Raw genomic sequence first — 19,576 nt, 5'->3', positions numbered from 1 at the left:
TTTGATCTCTTTGGAGTCTTATGTCATTTAGTATTCATTAGTGATGTTGTTTCGAAGTATGGCAGCTCCAGCAGTTGGAACCCACTGGACGTCTATTCCGAGTTCTTCTGCTACAAACCGAAGAGAAACGTATGTCCTACTATTCTTCATATAGGGTGCTGCATCAAGTTCTTTATTTTGTAATGTATTGCTTGTCTCACTTGTTAGGACTTTCTTCGAATTAAGGAAAAGTTGTATAGAACGGTTTCCCTTTTCTAAATGTATAGATTTACCGTCCGAAGAGATGGTTGTATTAAAGCGCAGAGCCTCGGCTATTTGACGGAGAGGAACCATAATTCGTCCTGATTTTATCTCAGGGGAAGTATCAAACTTGATCTGCTTATCCTCTAAAACAATGTTAATTCCAGAGGTTTTATTCATATTTGTGGGTAGTGTATAGGGTGAAATCTTTTTAATGATATTATTGCCTGTATCTGCAACGTAGATGATTCCCTCAGATGTAATGGCTACATCTTGTGGGGAATTAAAGAGTGCTACTCGCTCGGGACCATCTTGGTCACCCGATTCACCTGTCTGACTGCCCGATACTGTAGTCACATTTCCATTTTTGATATACCTTATTACATTATTTAGAGAATCAGCAACAAGAAGGCCTCCTGTTTTGTCTAAGACAATTCCTCTGGGCGTGTGAAAGGCGGCCATTTGTGATGACCCATCCGTGTAACCTCCAGAAGCATATAATTCATGTTTATCATAGATTGAATTATCTTTTACATGTAACTGACCAGCTACAGTTGTGACATTATTAGTCGAAAAATCAATATAACGAATGAGCTGGTTACCAGAGTCACTGACATATAAATTTCCCTTTTCATCTAAAGCAAGGCCGGTGGGTTCGTTAAATAAAGCTTGTTGGATCGAACCATTTTTGTAATCACCAGCCGGTGATACAAACCCAGGGTGAATCTCGACAACACGTTTTGATGCTGCGGTTAACGTAGTAGTGGTGCCGTCTGGCATAATTTTGCGGATAGTATGGTTCAAGGTATCAGAAACGTAGATTAATCCCTCTTTCGTAACTGCAATTCCCTGAGGATGATTAAATAGAGCCTCTTTTCCCTTTCCGTCTGTAGCACCAATTCGGCCATTTCCTGCAACTGTAGTCACTTCACCCGTGAAGGATATTTTCCGGATTGCATTGTTTGCGGTATCTGCAACATACAAGCTCTTGTCTGTGCTGTAAGCTAGAGCAGCAGGAGATTGGAACATGGCGTTTAATTTATTCCCGTTAAGAAGGGTTCCAATAGGCTGGCCTCCCGTATCAACGAGTAAAGAGGATGAAGGGCCTGCGTAAGTATTGGTATTACCATTGCTGAGTTTAAAGATTCTGTGGTTCCCCGTGTCTGAAACGAAAAGCTGATTCTTTTCCCCAATAGCTAATCCTGTCGGTTGTCTGAAGGAAGAATTTAAGGCTGGCCCTTCCTGTTCTCCATACATCCCGTTACCAGCAATTCTTGAGACGGTTGCAATCATATTCCCTTTATCATTATATAATGGGGCAGCATTGGCAGCTGAACCGATACTCGAGCTAAAGATAATGATTATAGCACTGAGCGAGAGAAATGTTTTGTGTAGTAAGGTCATAAGAACTCCTTGTGCTGTATTTTTATTTTGGGAATATCTGTATCTTACTTGGTGAAGTGAAATGCAGGTGGCAAATCAGCATTTGAATCATTTAATTCTAAGATAGTTCTGCCTGTATGGTCCACGATCTTCACATAGAATAGCTTAAATGTTCCATCCCCACTTATGGAGAAAGGAATAGTAGCTAAGATCCCGTCCGAAATCGCAATGTTTGATGTAGTGCCGAATTGGGTTGCAGCATATATCGTTTCTTTTTTTTGAGTTAGGCCGTTATCTGAATTTCCAACATAGGTTTTGGTAATGTCTACACTATTTGAAGGATTGAAGTAGGAATCATTCAAAAAACGGTTCGCTGGATTAGTTACATCTACACCAGTATCACTAATAAAGTGAAATTCCGTGCCAAAGATAGCACTGGACCCCGTGAAATCCTTTAAACGAATAGACAATTCGAATCCTTTTGCTGTTGGCGTCTGCACCAACGTGACTTTGGGTGTATTCGGTTTCCCAGCTGAATTGCCAGGAGAATCAGGAGCTGTTACAACCGGTGCAGGATCAGAATCGGAATGATTCAGTCCTAATTGTTGTTTGTTTTTTTCAAAGGTTTTAAGTTCCTCTGGCGATAATTGAGCTGTGTAAGTCTTTTCAGCACGACCTTGAATTTGATCTAATATCGATTTATTTACTGAATCAATCTTTTGTTTGTTATCTAAAATGGTTTCCAAAGAAGAATCTAACCTAGCCTTGGCTTCTTCTTTTAAGACCTGTTGCTGCTTTTGTATTTCTTTTTGTAATGATTCTAATCGTAATCTTTCTGTCTCCTTATTTTGAAAACCTTCTGGATTGATACCTCCCATCGCATGAAGAGGTTTGACGTTCTGTAAGCTTATTTTTCTTTCGATATCTATAATCTGTTGGTTGACCGTATTAAGAATTACGTTCATTTCATTATTATTTATCTTGTTAAGTCGAACAGATTCAGAAGCGATATTCGATATTAGTCTATTGATGTTATCTAAGTAGTTAGAGAGAGCTTTTTTGTTATTGATTGTCATGTCAGCTTGAATTCCATCTCGTTGAATCAAGGGAGAGATATTTTTATTCATATCATCGTTAAGCTGCTTCTCAAGCTTTGTATTCTCTGTGATGATAGCAGGAGTACTGAATAGCATCGCTTTTAGAATGAAAGGGTCCGCTTGTTGTGTTAGCTTTGCGACATCAGCTACAGTTATAGCATCCTGCATATTTTTCGGTGGAGCAACAGAATTAAAGCTGATCTGCTGCGCGGGTGCGACCAGAAAGGATGCCTTGGAAGCATGGATATCACTTGTAGATCCAGCAACAAGGCCAGAGGCAACGAATACCGTTAATGTACCATCTGATTGGACCATAACGTGAAAATTGGTTCCTCGTACACGTAATTTGGAACCAGGGGTTTCAATGTAATCCGTATCGGAATCGGCCAAGTGGGATACGGAACTCCAGATTGAACCTGTCCATAATTTAATGGAAAACTCATTTCCTAAAGTGTTGTGTTTTAATTTAGAGATGACAGCGTTAGAGTTTTTCCCTAAAGATCTTTCTGACTCTGGATTGCTTACCTTAAACGTTACTGCGCCAGTATTTCCAGTAATTATTCGATCACCTTGATAGAGTTTCATATTTGAAAAAGCAGGTATTTGTTTTAGTCCTCCAGCTCGCGTTATCGTTACTTCTCCTTGAACCGTTGTGATAAGCGCACTCTCGATTACTCGCGTTGCTGCCGAAACATTCAAAGAGCTTAAGATAAACGTTAATAAGGCGAGGAAGAGCGTTAAAGTTCCAATCCGTTTTAACAAAGTAACATCACTCTTTCTTTAATTTGATCATCCTTACGATTTGTTTGATACAAGTTGAACCTGTTCATTGATGAATGTTAATTTTCTTTCTACAACCTCTAAATTCGGGAATTTCTCTTTTAAGGCTTGTAATATAGTCACTGCTTCGCCAAAATGACCATTCAAAACAAGGATATCGGAGCGTAGTAACTCGGATCTCCACAAATAAATGTCTTGATCAGGAGCAATGGTTCCGCGATAAGAGTGAAAGCCAGTGGTAGCCTTATTCACATGTGAGTAGGCTCCTTCTAGCAATTTTTGAGCTTTGGAGACCGTTATATTTGCTAATAAGAAATGTGCATCAGGATAATCTGGGTGTATGGAAAGGGCTTGAGAATAACATTTTTCAGCAGCTTCAAGGTTGTCTTGAGTAGTATAGATTTTACCCATTAACACATGAATTTCTGCGATTCTTCCAAAATGTGAATTCATTTGCCCTAGTTCAATGGCCTTTGTGAAATAAAATAATGAAGCTTGTTTATCATTCGTGTTCATTGTTTCACGTCCAAGGAAGTACCACCAACCTGGGTTGCTCGGCTCTTCCTTTGTCATTTTTCTTAATAGCTCGATATTACGTGCTATCTTGTTTTTTTTAGATTTAATCTCGGGTTCATAGCCGTCATGATGTAGGCGAATCCCGACAGGTTTATGAATAATGTTGGAAGTGAAAATCCCTTCCTTTTCTGTAGCGATCTGCTCATGAATTCTGCCACTAAAATGAATACCTTTATTGGTTTGAAAAAGGCGTGGAACGGAATATTCTGATAAACATTTATTTCCTACATAATTCATAATGGCAGGCTGGAGGGCTGGAACATAGGTTTTCATAGAGCTATAAATTCCTGCTGCCAGTCGAATGAGTTCTTGATCTTCCTCATGTAGCCACTCGTCTGCATCCAGCCAGAACACCCATTCTGAACGAACATGGCTTAATGCTTCATTACGTAATTCCGCAAAGTTGTCGTTCCATTGCACATGATACACTTGGACTTGCGGATATTTTTGCAGAATCGATAAGGTTTGATCGGTTGACCCCGAATCGATAACAATGACCTCATCAACCGCGTTCAGAATGCTTTGAATACACCGTTCTATGCTTCGTTCTTCATCCTTGACAATAAGAGCAGCTGAAACAGTGACTTTTGGTGTACTTAGAAGTAATTGTATTTCCTTACTCACTATTTCATTGCAGGGTACTTTTTGTAACTCTTCGCGCATGAAGGGCATCCACTGCCCTTTAGGATCAAGAAACAAGGCCCGATTGAACAGGAGTTGGGCCGTTCTTCCCTTACCTTGTTTCATCAGTGATTCTCCAAGTAAAAGCCAGCCCTGACCATCTAATGGGAATTCCTGAACGTGTTTTTTAGCCGCTAGTTCAGCTGAATGATGTAATTGTTTTAATATTAAGTCTGATATGTGATTGTGTCTGGGATCCATAACAATTCCTTCCGTCTAAAGTTTTTCTATTTTAATTGCTTTTCGGTTCAATGTGCACAGTGTTGTTAATCTTAAAATGATTGCTGTCAGTAGCTCTAATATTTAGTTTCACTGAGGAATTAATGATGCCTGATACAGAAAGCATGTTGCCATCTACCCAGGCGCTAATTGAACTACTACTGCTAATTCCATCAATAACAAACGTTAACGGATCGTTGTCCCGATCCCGGAAAAAGGCGTTGAGATCGACCTGCGTCTGTGAGCCGGTCGCGTCCACCACGGCATGGGAGACGGGTTCAGGTGCAAACTGGAGTGTACTGGTCAAATCGGCATACAATCCCCGAGGGTCGGTCGCCCGCACGGTGAAGGAGGTCGGCAGGGTCGGCACACCGCCGAAAGCCAACTGTTGTCCCCCGTTTAAGCTGAGACTGAGCCCGCTCAGATCATCCGGCTGTTGGACAATCGCGTAGGAAAGCGAATCCTGATTCGGATCGCGGAAAAAGTCCGATACATTCCAGAACCCGGGGTAGAATCTATTTATTTTCGGGTCAAACGTCAGGACAGGGGAACTGACGGTAAGAGGCGCAACATTGTCCCCTTGAATTTCCACTACATTATAAGCCGACCATCCCTGCGGATCGGTGGCAGTGACTCCCATGCGAACGGGTGCAAGGATGGTGCCGCTATAAGTCAACAGGCCCCCCTCAATCCGCACATTCGCCGCATGACTGGTTCCGTTTAATTCAAACGTTAACGGATCGTTATCCCGATCCCGGAAGAAGGCATTTAAGTCCACTTGTGTCCGTGTCCCAGTCGCATCCACTATCGCATGGGAGACGGGTTCAGGCGCAAACTGGAGTGTACTGGTCAAATCGGCATACAATCCCCGAGGGTCGGTCGCCCGCACGGTGAAGGAAGTTGGCAGGGTTGGCACACCGCCAAAACCCAGCTGCTGTCCCCATTTCAAGCTAAGGCTCAATCCGCTCAAATCATCCGGCTGTTGGACAATGGCGTAGGAAAGCGAATCCTGATTCGGATCTTGGAAAAAGTCCGATACATTCCAGAACCCGGGGTAGAATCTATTTATTTTCGGGTCAAACGTTAACATAGGGGAACTGACGGTGAGAGGCGCCAGATTGTCCCCTTGAATTTCCACTACGTTATAAGCCGACCAACCTTGCGGATCGGTGGCAGTGACTCCCATGCGGACGGGTGCAAGGATGGTGCCGCTATAAGTCAACAGGCCCCCCTCAATCCGCACATTCGCCGCATGACTGGTCCCGTTTAATTCAAACGTTAACGGATCGTTGTCCCGATCCCGGAAGAAGGCATTTAAGTCCACTTGTGTCCGTGTCCCAGTCGCATCCACTATCGCATGGGAGACGGGTTCAGGTGCAAACTGGAGTGTACTGGTCAAATCGGCATACAATCCCCGAGGGTCGGTCGCCCGCACGGTGAAGGAAGTTGGCAGGGTCGGCACGCCGCCGAAAGCCAACTGTTGTCCACCGTTTAAGCTGAGACTGAGCCCGCTCAAATCATCCGGCTGTTGGACAATGGCATAGGAAAGCGAATCCTGATTCGGATCGCGGAAAAAGTCCGATACATTCCAGAACCCGGGGTAGAATCTATTTATTTTCGGATCAAAGGTCAGCACAGGTGAACTGACGGTGAGAGGCGCCAGATTGTCCCCTTGAATTTCCACTACATTATAAGCCGACCATCCCTGCGGATCGGTGGCAGTGACTCCCATGCGAACGGGTGCAAGGATGGTGCCGCTATAAGTCAACAGGCCCCCCTCAATCCGCACATTCGCCGCATGACTGGTTCCGTTTAATTCAAACGTTAACGGATCGTTATCCCGATCCCGGAAAAAGGCGTTGAGATCCACTTGAGTCCGTGAGCCGGTCGCGTCCACTATCGCATGGGAGACGGGTTCAGGTGCAAACTGGAGTGTACTGGTCAAATCGGCATACAATCCCCGAGGGTCGGTCGCCCGCACGGTGAAGGAAGTTGGCAGGGTCGGCACCCCGCCGAAAGCCAACTGTTGTCCCCCGTTTAAGCTGAGACTGAGCCCGCTCAAATCATCCGGCTGTTGGACAATTGCGTAGGAAAGCGAATCCTGATTCGGATCGCGGAAAAAGTCCGATACATTCCAGAAACCTGGGTAGAACAAATTCGAATTCGGATCAAAGGTCAGGACAGGTGAGCTGACAATCAGAGGCGCAAGGTTTGAATCGGGGGTGCTCGGATTGGAGAAAGCACGGGAGTTGATCCCCATTAACATATTTTTAACATCACTTGCGACAGCAGAAGATGGGGAGATGTTTAGGAAATTTACAATATCCCCTATATCCAAAACCCCATCATTTCCAGTATTTAAGTTATTGACTATAAAGGATTGAACGAAGGTATTATCTATATTAGAAACGATTAAATTAAAGAAGGGGCTTCCTTTTTTTAAAGGTTCTAAACTTAAAGAGTTCCCGGATTCAGTTGAAACTTTAATTATGTTATCACTATTGTTATGAGAAACTATGTAGTTGTTTCTATGGTCCATCTTAAGTTCTACTTTATTGTTAGCGATCGAATGTAAATTCTCCTTGGGTTCCGGATGAGGAGAAGCTCTCATAATTTGAACAAATGGAGATACTTGAGAAGTTAATATCATTGCTAAAGATAGGGCAGCTGTTGTTTTTTTTCTTATATTTCTCTTATTATGTCGTTTTTTCATTATAGACCTCCAAAATCAAAAAATTCATCTTGTATATATCGACATTAGTTGCTATTTTGATTAGAATTTTTGGCTTGTAAATAAAAAGGTTTAATAGAAACTATTAATAACTTTGTATGTTTTTTAAATTATTTATGACTAATTGCCATAAATATATTTAAAGAAGTATAGGTATCGCCTGCAGAATAATATATATTAGATGGTATATTATTTTTTCATCACAGAGAGCATGCGCAGAAAGAGAGTGGTGGTGTACCATGCAGGAAGAAACGTTGACAAGAGGACTCAAGAACAGGCATGTGCAGTTGATGGCGATTGGAGGGGCGATCGGAACAGGATTATTTCTTGGAGCGGGCAAAACGATTCAACTCACCGGCCCATCGATCCTATTCGCATATATCATTACAGGTATCGTATTATTCCTTATTATGAGAGCGCTTGGAGAGTTATTGCTGAGCAATCTGCAGTATCACTCCTTTGTGGATTTCGTGCGTGATTACCTGGGAAATATGGCGGCGTTTATTACGGGCTGGACCTATTGGTTCTGCTGGATATCTATCGCGATGGCAGATATTACTGCTGTTGGTCTGTACACACAATTTTGGTTTCCGAACGTACCTCAATGGATGCCGGGACTGATTGCCTTGGTCATTTTGCTGGGCATGAATCTGGCTACGGTCAAGCTGTTTGGAGAGATGGAGTTTTGGTTTGCCTTGATTAAAGTTATCGCTATTCTGGCACTGATCGTGGTCGGTTTGTATATGATCTTTACAGGTTTTACAACAGATCAGGGTGCTGCAAGCTTCACGAACCTCTGGAGCCACGGGGGCTGGTTTCCGAATGGGATGCATGGTTTCATCATATCATTTCAGATGGTCGTGTTTGCGTTTGTAGGCATGGAACTGGTGGGGCTGACCGCAGGGGAAACGGAAAATCCGGAGAAAGTCATTCCGAGAGCTATTAACCAGATTCCCATTCGAGTGTTGCTTTTCTACGTGGGAGCCTTGCTGATTATTATGAGTATCTATCCGTGGAGTGCGATTGTGCCAACCGAAAGTCCGTTTGTACAGGTATTTGCGGCGGTAGGGATTGCGGCGGCAGCCGGAGTGGTTAATTTTGTCGTGCTGACGTCTGCCGCATCGGCATGTAATAGCGCTATTTTCAGTACAAGCCGTATGGTATATTCTATGGCCAAAGACCAAAATGCCCCTGATTCATTTGCACGTGTAAACAAAAGAAAGGTTCCAGCCAATGCGCTTTTTTTCTCCACCATTGTGATCTTTATCGCGATTGTGCTGAACTACATCATGCCCGAAGGGGTTTTCACACTGATTACCAGTGTCTCAACGGTATGTTTTATATTTGTCTGGGGAATCATGGTGATTTGCCATCTGCGATATAAGCGTACTCAACCCGAACTGGCACGTCAAAGTCGGTTCAGACTGCCGCTATATCCATTTTCCAATGTGTTAATTCTGGCGTTCTTGGCCTTTGTGATCGTTGTGTTGGCGCTCGCAGAGGATACAAGGGTGGCGTTGTTTGTAACACCCGTATGGTTCCTGATCGTTTCAGTTATTTATATGATCAAGAAAAGAGCGAAACAGTAAGGGGAAATGTTCATTCTAATTGAAGCAGAACACCCGTTGGGGAGTAAGGAACTAAGGAACTAAGTAAATAAGTATTAAGAATTAAGGGAATAAGGAAAGAAAATAGAGAAAAGAGAGAATAGAGAAGAGCAATCTCCAAGGAGGTTGCTCTTTTCTTTCAGCCCGTTTTTTTACCCGAATAATTGGAATCAAGCCACTCCAGAATCACATCTACAGCTTCCTTATATCGCTGACCCACAAGTAGACCTGTATGTGTTGTACCCCAAAGCCCAACATAACTGGCTCCTAGTTGCTTCGCGGTTAATCGGCCTCTTTGTTCCTCGTCCTCAGACAACACAGCTTTGATCACCAGACCGGGACAAGTAATCAGGCTTCCATCAATGGATATCCCTTTTGCCCCGCAGAGTGCGGAGAAGGTTCGAAATGCTTTTGCCGATTCCATTTGCAGATAGTGTCGTTGAAAAGCGATATCCTCTGCGGTTTCATCGATCGTTTCGTTCTCCTCGCGCAGAGGTGCTGGCATAATTATTCCTGGTTCTATTCGATCCGCCAGGGGGTAAGGGAGAGCATCATGGACTTCTCTGCTGATACTGGTGTCAATGATTATTAAACCTGCCAAGTCAGCGGTTTCCGCAACCTTTTGGCTAAGTATGCCGCCCATGCTGAAGCCCACCAATATAGGAGGTTCATCAAGCAGAGATAATACCTCACGAATGTCTTCCAAATAATCCTCCACCGTAATTCGAGTCATGTCCATCACCCGGCTTCTATAATGGCTTCTGAGATTCATTGCATAACAAGTCCATCCATGCTCTACAAAGTGGGGGATATACTTACTCCACATCCAGCTACCTGTGTATGCCCCGTGAACCAATAACAGCGGAGGATGCGTGCTTATCGATGTTGTGCCTGATCCTTGATTTCGATTTCCCCTGTAAACTTCAACGTGAAGTTCATGTTTACCCATTCGCTCTACCTCATGTACAGGTAAAAATTGTGTGTAATCAATCATAATAAATCCTCCCTGATAATTAGTTTTATATCAAACTATTAATTCAAAAAAAATTAAAAGTTATCGTGTATTTTGATCAGAATGCGAAGCAGTTCATTTTTCTCATCATCTGTAACGTCCGTATAGAAGGTGTCCAGCAATCGCTGTGAAATATTCTCAAAGATCGGTTGTAATGCTTCGCCCTTGGCAGTTAACGCCACATGAACAATACGGGAATCGCCTGTATCTCGTTCTTTAGCAACGTATCCGGTTCTCACCAATTTGTCCACAAGTGCGGTTACTGTCGATTTATCTTTGCGAATTTTCTTGGCAATCTCCGCCATGGTCATGCGCCGATGGTTGTAAAGTGCGTAGATGATATCTCCATGAGAGGTAGCCAGATCGTGAATGCCCTGTGCTGTCATCTCGGTCAAAATAAAACGACTTGTTTTCTCTTTAATTTTGGATATAAGTGAAACAGCATCTCTTGTTTTCATACTTGTAATATAATTGGATATCAAACTAATGTCAAGTGACTCATATAAGTGGAAAAAACTCTTGTTTGAGTCATAGAAAAACGGGTTACCAGGGTGGGCGATGAAAAGCGCTAATGTTTATAGTGAAAAGTGTATCTATTGGAGTTTGGGACTAACAGGGTGAGTGTGATCTCCGCTCTTGACCTCTTCGAAAATGTCTGTTGAATTCGTACTCGTCTCTGTGGGCCTTTGTTTACTGAACTTGTGTTGTAGATCCGTATCAGGTTTAGTTGTAATGGTGTAATTACGCAAAATCTCTTCCAGATCGCCAACGGTCACTGGGCGAGCGTGTCGTTTCAGGACATACCCGAGTTGCCCGTTGGGTTCGACCGTTGCTGTCTGCAAATCATCTATACTTTTTATTCCTGCCTGTCTTAAATGCATCTCTAGCTGATCCATCGTATAACGCATTCGTTTCAGATTCGGAATGATGACTTTACCATCTTCCACAACAACCTTGGAGCGCCCGCTCATGATACGTTCAAAAAAGTTAAATTTCATTTGTAGTTGCTCTACGATGAGCAATGTTGCAATAAACACGGCTGCGGAGCCAATTGCTTTCCCCAGTTCATGGTTGGCAATCGGCTGCACAATCGTGGTTCCGATGGAGATCATAATAACGGTTGTGGCAACACTCATCTGAGAGATCGATTTACGACCTGCGATTCGTAGCAGGATCATACCAATGAGAACAAGTAAGACGGATTTCCAGATCCAATCCATGCACAACATCCTTTCTCTTCCGGTGAGCGTACTCTGTTTGTTAGAATGTTCTGGAATAGGAGGGAATATACCCAATTCATTCATTATGGTTATACCTCTGTTATGATGTTCAACCAATAACGAACTTTCATTGTAACTACTTCTTCGTTTACAATAGGGTATTGATGCAGTAAACAAAGGAGCGGTTACGCATGGCAAAACAGAAATATTACGTGGTATGGGAAGGGAAGCAACCCGGCGTATATGATACTTGGGCGGCATGCAAAGCACAGACAGATCAATATGCCGGAGCCAAATATAAATCATATGAGTCCAAGGCAGCTGCCGAAGCAGCATATCGTGCTGGCTGGAAAGGGAACTGGGGTTCAAGTGCAGGTGGCGCTTCCAAGTCCAAGTCGAAGTCAGGCAGCAGCGGCAGAAGTGCCGGGATGGAGACATCCGAGGAAGTGGACTATGATAGCATCTCTGTTGACGTAGGCACACGAGGCAACCCAGGGCCAGTAGAATATAAAGGTGTGGATACCCGCACAGGTGAGGTGCTTTTTTCCGTCGGCCCGATCTCGAAAGGCACCAACAATTTGGGAGAGTTTCTGGCGATTGTGCATGCGCTGGCTTATCTCAAAAAAGAAGGTAGTAATAAAACGGTCTACACCGATTCGGTGAATGCGATGAAATGGCTGAAACAAAAAAAAGTTGCGACAACACTCCCACGTGACAACTCAACGGAAGAAATCTGGTTGATGATTGACCGGGCAGAGCAGTGGCTTCGCACGAATACGTACACGAATAAAGTGCTCAAATGGCAGACGAAACAGTGGGGCGAGATCAAGGCGGATTATGGCCGAAAGTGACACTTCTACTCGAGTTAAAAAAAGATAAGCATGTCTATTAGAAACGATATTTACAATTTCCAATTTCCATTCTATAATCATCAGCATATGATAAGTCGCACATATGGAGGAGCCTGTCATTTTAACAGGCCCTCTTTATCTTTTTGGGCCGGGATTCCGGCTATTGATCACTGGAACAGGTGAGATGAGTATACATTGCAGGAGGCAGACATGAGTTCCATTTATAGAAGTGAAGAAGGCAAGAGCAGTATTCTGGAAGAATACGAAATTTATTTGAGTGAGCTGGGTGAAGGATTTACAAGAGAGTATGTGGAGACACGTTTTGGGAAAACACATGTGTTGCTGACTGGGCCGGAAGATGGCAAGCCGTTATTTATTCTTCAGGGTGGCAATTGTGTGAATCCAATGACTCTGTCCTGGTTCTCTTCCTTATTTCAATCCTATCGGATTATTGCGCCGGATACGATCGGCCATCCCGGGTACAGCGAGGAAACGAGCATTTCGGCTCGTTTTGACAGCTTGGCGATGTGGGTATCCGATCTGCTGGATCATTACGATATTGAACAAAGTGCGTTCATTGGTCCTTCTTTCGGCGGCGGCATCATTCTGAGATTGGCTACTTATATTCCGGAGCGTATTGCATGCTCGGTGCTGGTAGCTCCCGCAGGTCTTGCGGTCAACTCCAGAATGAAAACTGCCCATGATATTACACTTCCACTCGTTAAGTATCGTATGACTTCTTCGCCAGCTTCTTTGCAAAAGATTACGGATAACCTGTCATGCCATTGTATGAAGGAAGCAGATAAAAACTTGATCGGCAAAATATTCAAATATGTCAGTCTGGAGCAGGATTTACCCAAACTCGCAGAGAGAGAAGAACTTGAAAATTATACCTCGCCTACACTACTTCTGGTGGGTGAGAAGGATGTCTTTTTCCCAGGAGATAAGTGCATTGACCGTGCTCAGAAAATTATTCCGAATGTACAGGCGATTAAATATGATACAGGCCACTTCCCTTCTCAGGATGTACTAAGAGAGATGAATGAGGAGATTCAGCAATTTTTAAATAAGCATTATTAAAGGCGATTAACATAGGAACATGGGGCAGTTCGCATTTTTACGAACAGATTAACGAAACTGCCCCTTTTGTCGATACTATGTATAGAAGAGTGCTTGCATCTTCGATATAGAAAACGGAAGCTTGAACGAAAATGCACTTTCCGCGAGAAAAATGTTTCAAACGGTGGTGTATGGTTTATAAAGATGGTTAGCGATGATTCGACTGTCTGATTGGATTTATTTCCGATGCGTTCCAGGCTCGAATTCGTCGTTATGTGGCAAGTCTTCCGATCGACAAGCTTGAAAAGAGGTTTGGGATGAGAAAAAATAACTGGAATATGGCTTTGCAACGCAATGTCATTTTGAATGATACATATCAGGTAAGACAGGTATTGACTAGTAGTGAATTAGCGATTGTGTATGTTGGGCGGAATCGGCATACAGGTGCCAAAGTCGCTATAAAGGAATTTTTCCCCCATCGGATTGCTGCACGTCAGTCAGACAAGCGCAGTGTATTTTGTGCATCCCGAGGATACGGCGGACAATTCCATGAACTGTTATCTGTATTTCTTCAGGAGGGTGAGTTGTTGTCATCTCTTAATCATCCTCACATCATTACATATGTGGATCATTTTGAGGCCAATGATACGGGATATCTGGTCACAGAATATTGCGCGGGCATGATCTTGACCGATTATTTACAGGAGCGTAACCATGCGCTGCAACCCGAGTTTATTACCGATACGCTACTGCCGCTCGTGGATACGCTGGATTACATTCATAAACAAGGCATTCTCCACCGGGATGTCAAACCTTCCAATGTCATGGTGATGGAGGATGGCACGCCCAAATTGCTGGACTTTGGTGCGGCTGTGCGCTGGCCGATGCAGACCGGAGCAAAACAGGCAATTTTTACCTCTAAAGGGTATTCGCCGCTTGAATTTTATTCCGAGAAAGCGGTTCAGGGACCCATGTCAGATATCTATAGTTTGTCTGCCTTGCTTCATTACTGGACTTGTGGTCAGCCGCCTATGGATGTGAAGCAACGTTTGTTCCAAGATGAATTGCCTTCCGTCCGCAAGCACAATGAATATGTCAATCCGTGGCTTGCCCGGGTCATTCATTGGGGACTTATGGTGCGTTCGGAGAAGCGTTGTACCTCTCTGTTTTGGGTGAGAAGATCACTTCGCATTCAGGCCTTGGTGTGGAAGGTTCGCAAACCAGGTATGGTGGAGTGGATGCATGAGGAAAACGAGCATACTCAAGTCTATGAGCCAGAGCCGAAGAACCAACATGAGACGGCATGACCGTGGTGAGTCTCAATGAAAGTGGAGTAAGACTGTGTTGCGTATAGCTGTGGTGTTTAAAGGAGACCAAATCGACTCTATCTGCAGAGAAGATTTGGTTTTTTTACTATTTTGGGTTTTACTATAATAAAGGTAGAGTTAATCTAGTATAAGCACGTTGGAGGAAAGAAGGTTGTGAACGAATGGAGTTTGAATTTCATGTTACCCTGAGTGACCTGAGCCCGCAAGAAAAGCAAACTTTTATCCGTATCTGTGAAGAAGAGAACGTAAAACCGGTCCTGATCGAACTCGATCAGGGAGAGCACATCCATCAACCCATGATTACGGGCATTGTCCATAGCGAGGATTTTCAGGATGTACAGCGTATCATTGAAGAGATTTCAATAACATTTAGGAATAACGGGTTCACTGTGGTACGTACAAAAGTAGAGATACCGGCTAAGGAGGAACGGTTTTTCAAGCAACCGATGGTGCCTCATTCCAGACCTTATTTTGAGTGGCATGGTAAGGTTCAAGTCGAAGATGTGAATAGGCTGAAGCGTATATGTGCGGGTACAGGTGGCCATATCTCCCGTAATTCGCTCCATAAGAATGGCAGTATAAGGTTTGTAACTGCGCGTGAGTATGAGCATGCAGATCACTTTTATCGTAGCGTCGAGGAAATTCATAACATTTTGCAAAGCAATCAAATTGAACTAATCAAGCAACAATATGAGCTGTGTATATATGATAGTCGGGAAGAGTTGGATCGGGGCTGGATCTGATTGAACCAGCTTGATGTGTTTAAGATAAGATTGGAGGAACAGTTGTGACGAGAAACGGGAATGAAATACCCATACATCGCTTCAATGAAGACGAGAGATTAATTATTGTTTTGGAAGCGCTATTGAAACGGGCTACGCTAGTCCATTCATCCTTTATTTTGAAAGGTAGCCTGTTAACGAGACAGTACTTGGAGAATCCAAGTCTGCGCTATGCTGAGGATATCGACTTTTTGTATAAAGGTACGATTGAACATGCGGATCAGGCCAAGCAGATTTTTACGGATTGGATGATTCAGGTGACCAAACTTGATCTGAATGATGGAGTCCATTTTCGCAGCTTTCGGGAGAATGCATTCTGGCGTGAAATTGATTACGCAATGGATGATGACTTTCCAACGGTGAATACCGATATCGCCTATGCGATCCAGAGTGAGTCCAGTGAAGGGAATCGGTACGAAGATGAGCTTTTTCTTGATATTTCATTTAATCTGAAGCTGGATGCAGAGCCTGTGGAGTTAAACTACCGACCGTTAAGAGGTGAGCCTTTTGTAGTTCCCTACACGGTTCCGTTGTCCACTCAAGTCGCTTGGAAGTTGCATCAGACGATTGTGAGACCGAGGTTCAAGGATCTATATGATCTGCAGTATCTTGTATCTCACCCGTCCTATGACAAGCAGGCTGCAGAAGATACGCTGCAGACACTCGTCAATGAATGTAGCATGACGGCTAGTATTACGAGTGAAGATATGAAGAAAATATTAGTCGAAGATTTGCATCCACTGTATCAAGGTTTGGAAAACGATTATCTATTGAAGCAGCTTGCAGGGGATCGGGTACCTGAAATTTATTTCATGGAAGTTGCTACTCGCTTGCGAAAAGCGCTGAATCGTGCGGGTATCCATCAAGAGGCTTTCAAACATCTGCCGTCCCCGATATGGAATAAAGGATAGAACGGAGAGTATGGATATGAATGATTTTATGAACAAGGATGATAAGAATGATGTTATTTTGGGCGCAGCAGCCCATGAACTGGAGCAGATGGTAGAACAGGTCTGCGAACTGATTGGCACACCACTCGCAGAAACGACAGAACTGCAACGTCAAGTGCTCGCCGCTTTTGGTTTTGGTGCGGTGTACAGCATTACTCATCGTGATCGGCTGGCCGAACCCCAGGCTCATGCGCTGAGCATTCGGATGTTGATCAAACCGTTTAATTACAGTGAACAACAGGCAGTTGATTTTGCTGACGATCTGATTCGTGTTGCATCCAAGGAAGAGGTTCATCCAGTGATGAATACGATTATTCATCGCGGTATTAATGGACATATCCAGTTTACGCAGGAGGATCACGAAGCTCTTGCTCGTAACATTCAGGAGATTATGGCGGCAGTTCAGCAACAAGGATAGATGTGGGAAGGTGAGAGACATGGACTACATGAAACTGAGCAAAGAGCTTTCCTATGCATTGAGACATGCGCCATGGGAATACGAGCTTGAGCTGGATGAAAAGGGATGGGTAGAGATTTCACAACTGCTCGTCGCTTTGCACGAAAGCCCAGGGTGGCGTAATGTAACAGAAGATGACCTGAAACATATAATTGCAGTTTCGGAGAAAAAAAGGCACGAGATCAATGCTGGACGAATTCGTGCACTTTATGGTCATTCTACTCCGCAAAAAATATCCAAAATAGCTACACAGCCTCCCGAATGGTTGTATCACGGTACACCCGTACGTGCTGTGTCTTCCATCATGGAGCACGGTTTGCAGCCACGGCAACGGCAGTATGTGCATCTATCGGCTGATATGGATACGGCACGTCAAGTTGGACAAAGGCGAGATGATCAGCCTGTTATTCTACGCGTTAAGGCAGGGCAGGCCGCACGTGAGGGTATTCTTTTTTACCATGGCAACGAGAGTATTTGGCTGGCTGATGTAATTCCATCGCGTTATATTGAGCAAGGTTAATCGATTAGTTAGGTTAAAGAATGTGTAAGTTTTGTTCGAAGAGCTCCATAATAATGTATACGAAAAGGGCTGTTCCCCGTCATCATGTGACGTATGGAACAACCCTTTTTCTATATCCTGTATGTTACCGTGAAGGGGACATGACGAATTTAATTACCCAAAATAGCTTTAAAACCTTCGCTTAACGGTTGAGCTGGACGCCCAAGCAATGTTTCCAATGCATCGCTCTCTACAGCCAGTGCGCCTTGGCGAATCGCGCTTTGCATTTCAACCAGCATGGATACAACAAAATCAGGCAAACCTGCACCTTTCATGATGTCCGCATAAGCCGCATCGTCGACATTTTGTACGTTGATTTCCTGCCCCAACACTTCACCAGCAATGGCAGCAAGCTCAGCTTGTGTGCGCAGTTTACCAGACAATTCATAGACCTTGTTCTCATGTCCTTCGCCTGCAAGTACAGCAGCAGCAGCTTCAGCATAATCACGTCGAGTAGCCCAGCCGACCTGACTGTCATTCGTGGCATGTACCCAAGGAGCACCATGTGTTACGGCTTGTACACTGCCAGCTTCATTTTCAAGGTACCAATTGTTACGCAGGAACGTATAAGGGATGCCAGACTCACGAATCGTTTGTTCTGTCTTGCGGTGTACCTCAGCAAGAGAGAGCGGGTTATGCTCGGCGTTGACCACACTTGTATAAGCGATATAACCGACGCCTGCTTTTTTGGCAGCTTGAACAGCAGTCTGGTGCTGACGGATACGTGTCTCGTTATCACCGTCTGTGGAGATCAGTAGCAGGCGGTCTACACCGGCAAAAGTTTTCTCCAATGTTTCCGGTTGATCAAAATCCCCATGACGAACGTCTACACCCTGCGAGCGCAATGCTTCTGCTTTTTCTGGTGAACGAACACTAACAGCCAAGTCTGTTGCAGCTTTTGTCTTCAACAACGCGTCAACAACCAGTGAACCAAGTTTACCCGTAGCGCCTGTGACTAACAATTTCATTGTGTTTCCTCCTAAAATGTGGTTTGCAACATTTGCATCGTTAGCAGCTTCATTGTCATTGTTGAACAATCGTGTATGTACAGCGTACCTATGGAGTATTAAGGCAATACCACCTCCAAGGAGTGGCTGTGGATGTGTGAAACGAAAGTGTTTATCTATGTAACTATAATAGTTACATAATAAAGTGTTGTCAAATTTAATATCTATAAATACGACTAAAGTAGTCTGAATATATGGGTAAAGGAATCAACCATTGGTTATTAAATTTTTTCGACTATGGAATAAATGAGAGGTGGTTCTTTTGGAGTGTTAAAAAAGAAACATATATTGGTTGAATATATGTAAAAATGGTATATAAGACCCAAAAATTTCAAGTTATATAGAACTAAGTACGATAGATTCATTGCGTATAAGAGAAGGAAAATGGTAAAACCTTCGACAAAATAGAAAATTATGTACGAATTGACAAATGTAAAAGCGATTATATAATGTGGGTATCTACAAATTAATCCATTTAGTTACAAATGATTCCAAAATAACAAATTGGCAGGAGTGAAACAGCGATGTGGTTTTTGGTTTTATGGTTATTTGGGCTTATTTCAGGAACGATTCATCTTTGGATGCTCGGTTTCCCTGGCGAAATGAGCGAGATTAGCAGAGTGTTATTGCTTCATCAGTTTGTGGTTACATTTGGACTTGTAGGTGTTATTGGTTACGTGGTTAACATTGCTAGAGCAGAACAGACAGCCAAAATGCTAGGTTGGCCAGGAGGACCGTTTCAGGTCAAATATGGATTCTCGCAAGTCGGACTTGGCGTTATGGGTATTATGGCGATCTGGTTTCAAGGGAACTTCTGGGTGGGTGTATTGGTTACGATGTACATATATGGTTTGAGTGGTCTGTGGTCACATACTTATGTCATGATCAAGAATCGTAAGGCAGATGGGGACAGTATCGGCAATTTGATAATGGATGTTGTCTATCAAACGTTTATCACCGTTCTTTCCATATGGGCTGGCGGCATCTGGGTAATGAGCTAGACAGAGACTGGATTTATGACAACACAGCTTGAATCT

The 19,576-nt window shown here is 43.6% G+C and carries 17 protein-coding genes; 9 read left to right on the top strand and 8 right to left on the bottom strand.

Annotated elements, in window-relative coordinates:
* Nucleotides 1–27: 27 nt before the first annotated feature.
* Genes MHI38_RS08290 through MHI38_RS08275 form a run of 4 tightly spaced genes read right to left on the bottom strand, consistent with a single transcriptional unit; the run spans nucleotide 28 to nucleotide 7,236 of the window.
* Nucleotides 28–1,644: a stalk domain-containing protein gene (locus MHI38_RS08290; RefSeq protein WP_341181148.1), complete on the bottom strand. Its 1,617-nt coding sequence runs from the start codon at nucleotides 1,642–1,644 to the stop codon at nucleotides 28–30.
* A gap of 44 nt (nucleotides 1,645–1,688) precedes the next feature.
* Nucleotides 1,689–3,482 (bottom strand): FecR family protein, encoded by a 1,794-nt coding sequence (locus MHI38_RS08285; RefSeq protein ID WP_308722845.1) that lies wholly within the window; start codon nucleotides 3,480–3,482, stop codon nucleotides 1,689–1,691.
* A gap of 33 nt (nucleotides 3,483–3,515) precedes the next feature.
* Nucleotides 3,516–4,958: a glycosyltransferase gene (locus tag MHI38_RS08280; protein ID WP_308722844.1), complete on the bottom strand. Its 1,443-nt coding sequence runs from the start codon at nucleotides 4,956–4,958 to the stop codon at nucleotides 3,516–3,518.
* 31 nt (nucleotides 4,959–4,989) lie between these two features.
* A complete protein-coding gene (locus MHI38_RS08275) occupies nucleotides 4,990–7,236 on the bottom strand; it encodes a hypothetical protein (RefSeq protein WP_341181147.1) in 2,247 nt (748 codons plus the stop codon).
* A gap of 710 nt (nucleotides 7,237–7,946) precedes the next feature.
* Between MHI38_RS08275 and MHI38_RS08270 the strand changes: the two genes are divergently transcribed.
* Nucleotides 7,947–9,296, top strand: a complete 1,350-nt coding sequence (locus tag MHI38_RS08270; protein WP_090915014.1) for an amino acid permease — start codon at nucleotides 7,947–7,949, stop codon at nucleotides 9,294–9,296.
* A gap of 157 nt (nucleotides 9,297–9,453) precedes the next feature.
* Here MHI38_RS08270 and MHI38_RS08265 read toward each other — a convergent pair whose 3' ends face one another.
* From MHI38_RS08265 to MHI38_RS08255, 3 genes are all read right to left on the bottom strand, one after another.
* The gene (locus MHI38_RS08265; RefSeq protein ID WP_253492379.1) at nucleotides 9,454–10,308 is read right to left on the bottom strand and encodes an alpha/beta hydrolase family protein; all 855 of its coding nucleotides are present in this window, start codon (nucleotides 10,306–10,308) and stop codon (nucleotides 9,454–9,456) included.
* A gap of 53 nt (nucleotides 10,309–10,361) precedes the next feature.
* Nucleotides 10,362–10,784, bottom strand: a complete 423-nt coding sequence (locus MHI38_RS08260; protein WP_339831748.1) for a MarR family winged helix-turn-helix transcriptional regulator — start codon at nucleotides 10,782–10,784, stop codon at nucleotides 10,362–10,364.
* A gap of 135 nt (nucleotides 10,785–10,919) precedes the next feature.
* Nucleotides 10,920–11,546, bottom strand: a complete 627-nt coding sequence (locus MHI38_RS08255) for a DUF421 domain-containing protein (protein ID WP_221788877.1) — start codon at nucleotides 11,544–11,546, stop codon at nucleotides 10,920–10,922.
* A gap of 191 nt (nucleotides 11,547–11,737) precedes the next feature.
* Between MHI38_RS08255 and rnhA the strand changes: the two genes are divergently transcribed.
* The 7 genes from rnhA to MHI38_RS08220 all read left to right on the top strand — a co-directional run bounded on the left by rnhA (nucleotide 11,738) and on the right by MHI38_RS08220 (nucleotide 17,493).
* Nucleotides 11,738–12,397, top strand: coding sequence for a ribonuclease H (gene rnhA, locus MHI38_RS08250; RefSeq protein ID WP_253492387.1), 660 nt, complete (start codon nucleotides 11,738–11,740; stop codon nucleotides 12,395–12,397).
* Between the two features lie 210 nt (nucleotides 12,398–12,607).
* Complete coding sequence (locus tag MHI38_RS08245) at nucleotides 12,608–13,477, top strand: alpha/beta fold hydrolase (protein WP_253492389.1); 870 nt, start codon at nucleotides 12,608–12,610, stop codon at nucleotides 13,475–13,477.
* Nucleotides 13,478–13,773: 296 nt separating this feature from the next.
* Nucleotides 13,774–14,763 carry a serine/threonine protein kinase gene (locus tag MHI38_RS08240; protein WP_154887929.1) on the top strand — a complete coding sequence of 330 codons (990 nt, stop codon included), beginning with the start codon at nucleotides 13,774–13,776 and terminating at the stop codon, nucleotides 14,761–14,763.
* 182 nt (nucleotides 14,764–14,945) lie between these two features.
* The gene (locus tag MHI38_RS08235; protein WP_341181146.1) at nucleotides 14,946–15,527 is read left to right on the top strand and encodes a hypothetical protein; all 582 of its coding nucleotides are present in this window, start codon (nucleotides 14,946–14,948) and stop codon (nucleotides 15,525–15,527) included.
* A 44-nt stretch (nucleotides 15,528–15,571) separates the two neighbouring features.
* Nucleotides 15,572–16,477 (top strand): nucleotidyl transferase AbiEii/AbiGii toxin family protein, encoded by a 906-nt coding sequence (locus MHI38_RS08230; RefSeq protein ID WP_261769231.1) that lies wholly within the window; start codon nucleotides 15,572–15,574, stop codon nucleotides 16,475–16,477.
* Between the two features lie 16 nt (nucleotides 16,478–16,493).
* A complete protein-coding gene (gene imm48 / locus MHI38_RS08225) occupies nucleotides 16,494–16,934 on the top strand; it encodes an Imm48 family immunity protein (protein ID WP_154887933.1) in 441 nt (146 codons plus the stop codon).
* Between the two features lie 19 nt (nucleotides 16,935–16,953).
* Nucleotides 16,954–17,493 carry an RNA 2'-phosphotransferase gene (locus tag MHI38_RS08220; protein WP_154887935.1) on the top strand — a complete coding sequence of 180 codons (540 nt, stop codon included), beginning with the start codon at nucleotides 16,954–16,956 and terminating at the stop codon, nucleotides 17,491–17,493.
* Nucleotides 17,494–17,642: 149 nt separating this feature from the next.
* Here the strand turns inward: MHI38_RS08220 and MHI38_RS08215 are convergent, their stop codons facing one another.
* Nucleotides 17,643–18,500 (bottom strand): SDR family oxidoreductase, encoded by an 858-nt coding sequence (locus MHI38_RS08215; protein WP_154887937.1) that lies wholly within the window; start codon nucleotides 18,498–18,500, stop codon nucleotides 17,643–17,645.
* A gap of 563 nt (nucleotides 18,501–19,063) precedes the next feature.
* On the opposite strand from MHI38_RS08215, the gene MHI38_RS08210 reads away from it, so the two are divergent.
* Nucleotides 19,064–19,540 carry a DUF6790 family protein gene (locus MHI38_RS08210; protein ID WP_167375605.1) on the top strand — a complete coding sequence of 159 codons (477 nt, stop codon included), beginning with the start codon at nucleotides 19,064–19,066 and terminating at the stop codon, nucleotides 19,538–19,540.
* Nucleotides 19,541–19,576: the final 36 nt, after the last annotated feature.

Origin of the sequence: Paenibacillus sp. FSL K6-1558, from assembly GCF_038002565.1 — a bacterium.
In the GTDB taxonomy this organism is placed as follows: domain Bacteria; phylum Bacillota; class Bacilli; order Paenibacillales; family Paenibacillaceae; genus Paenibacillus; species Paenibacillus polysaccharolyticus.
The sequence above is the reverse complement of the archived record's forward strand: the minus strand, read 5'-3'. Positions and strand labels throughout refer to the sequence as shown.

Excerpts from the sequence above, each read along its gene's own strand:
- MHI38_RS08265 (WP_253492379.1), bottom strand. The coding sequence starts at position 10,308 with ATGATTGATTACACACAATTTTTACCTGTACATGAGGTAGAGCGAATG.
- MHI38_RS08260 (WP_339831748.1), bottom strand. The coding sequence starts at position 10,784 with ATGAAAACAAGAGATGCTGTTTCACTTATATCCAAAATTAAAGAGAAA.
- MHI38_RS08245 (WP_253492389.1), top strand. The coding sequence starts at position 12,608 with ATGAGTTCCATTTATAGAAGTGAAGAAGGCAAGAGCAGTATTCTGGAA.
- MHI38_RS08220 (WP_154887935.1), top strand. The coding sequence starts at position 16,954 with ATGGACTACATGAAACTGAGCAAAGAGCTTTCCTATGCATTGAGACAT.
- MHI38_RS08275 (WP_341181147.1), bottom strand. The coding sequence starts at position 7,236 with ATGGGGATCAACTCCCGTGCTTTCTCCAATCCGAGCACCCCCGATTCA.
- MHI38_RS08290 (WP_341181148.1), bottom strand. The coding sequence starts at position 1,644 with ATGACCTTACTACACAAAACATTTCTCTCGCTCAGTGCTATAATCATT.
- MHI38_RS08280 (WP_308722844.1), bottom strand. The coding sequence starts at position 4,958 with ATGGATCCCAGACACAATCACATATCAGACTTAATATTAAAACAATTA.
- MHI38_RS08210 (WP_167375605.1), top strand. The coding sequence starts at position 19,064 with ATGTGGTTTTTGGTTTTATGGTTATTTGGGCTTATTTCAGGAACGATT.
- MHI38_RS08215 (WP_154887937.1), bottom strand. The coding sequence starts at position 18,500 with ATGAAATTGTTAGTCACAGGCGCTACGGGTAAACTTGGTTCACTGGTT.
- MHI38_RS08240 (WP_154887929.1), top strand. The coding sequence starts at position 13,774 with ATGAGAAAAAATAACTGGAATATGGCTTTGCAACGCAATGTCATTTTG.
- MHI38_RS08270 (WP_090915014.1), top strand. The coding sequence starts at position 7,947 with ATGCAGGAAGAAACGTTGACAAGAGGACTCAAGAACAGGCATGTGCAG.
- imm48 (WP_154887933.1), top strand. The coding sequence starts at position 16,494 with ATGAATGATTTTATGAACAAGGATGATAAGAATGATGTTATTTTGGGC.
- MHI38_RS08255 (WP_221788877.1), bottom strand. The coding sequence starts at position 11,546 with ATGGATTGGATCTGGAAATCCGTCTTACTTGTTCTCATTGGTATGATC.
- MHI38_RS08235 (WP_341181146.1), top strand. The coding sequence starts at position 14,946 with ATGGAGTTTGAATTTCATGTTACCCTGAGTGACCTGAGCCCGCAAGAA.
- rnhA (WP_253492387.1), top strand. The coding sequence starts at position 11,738 with ATGGCAAAACAGAAATATTACGTGGTATGGGAAGGGAAGCAACCCGGC.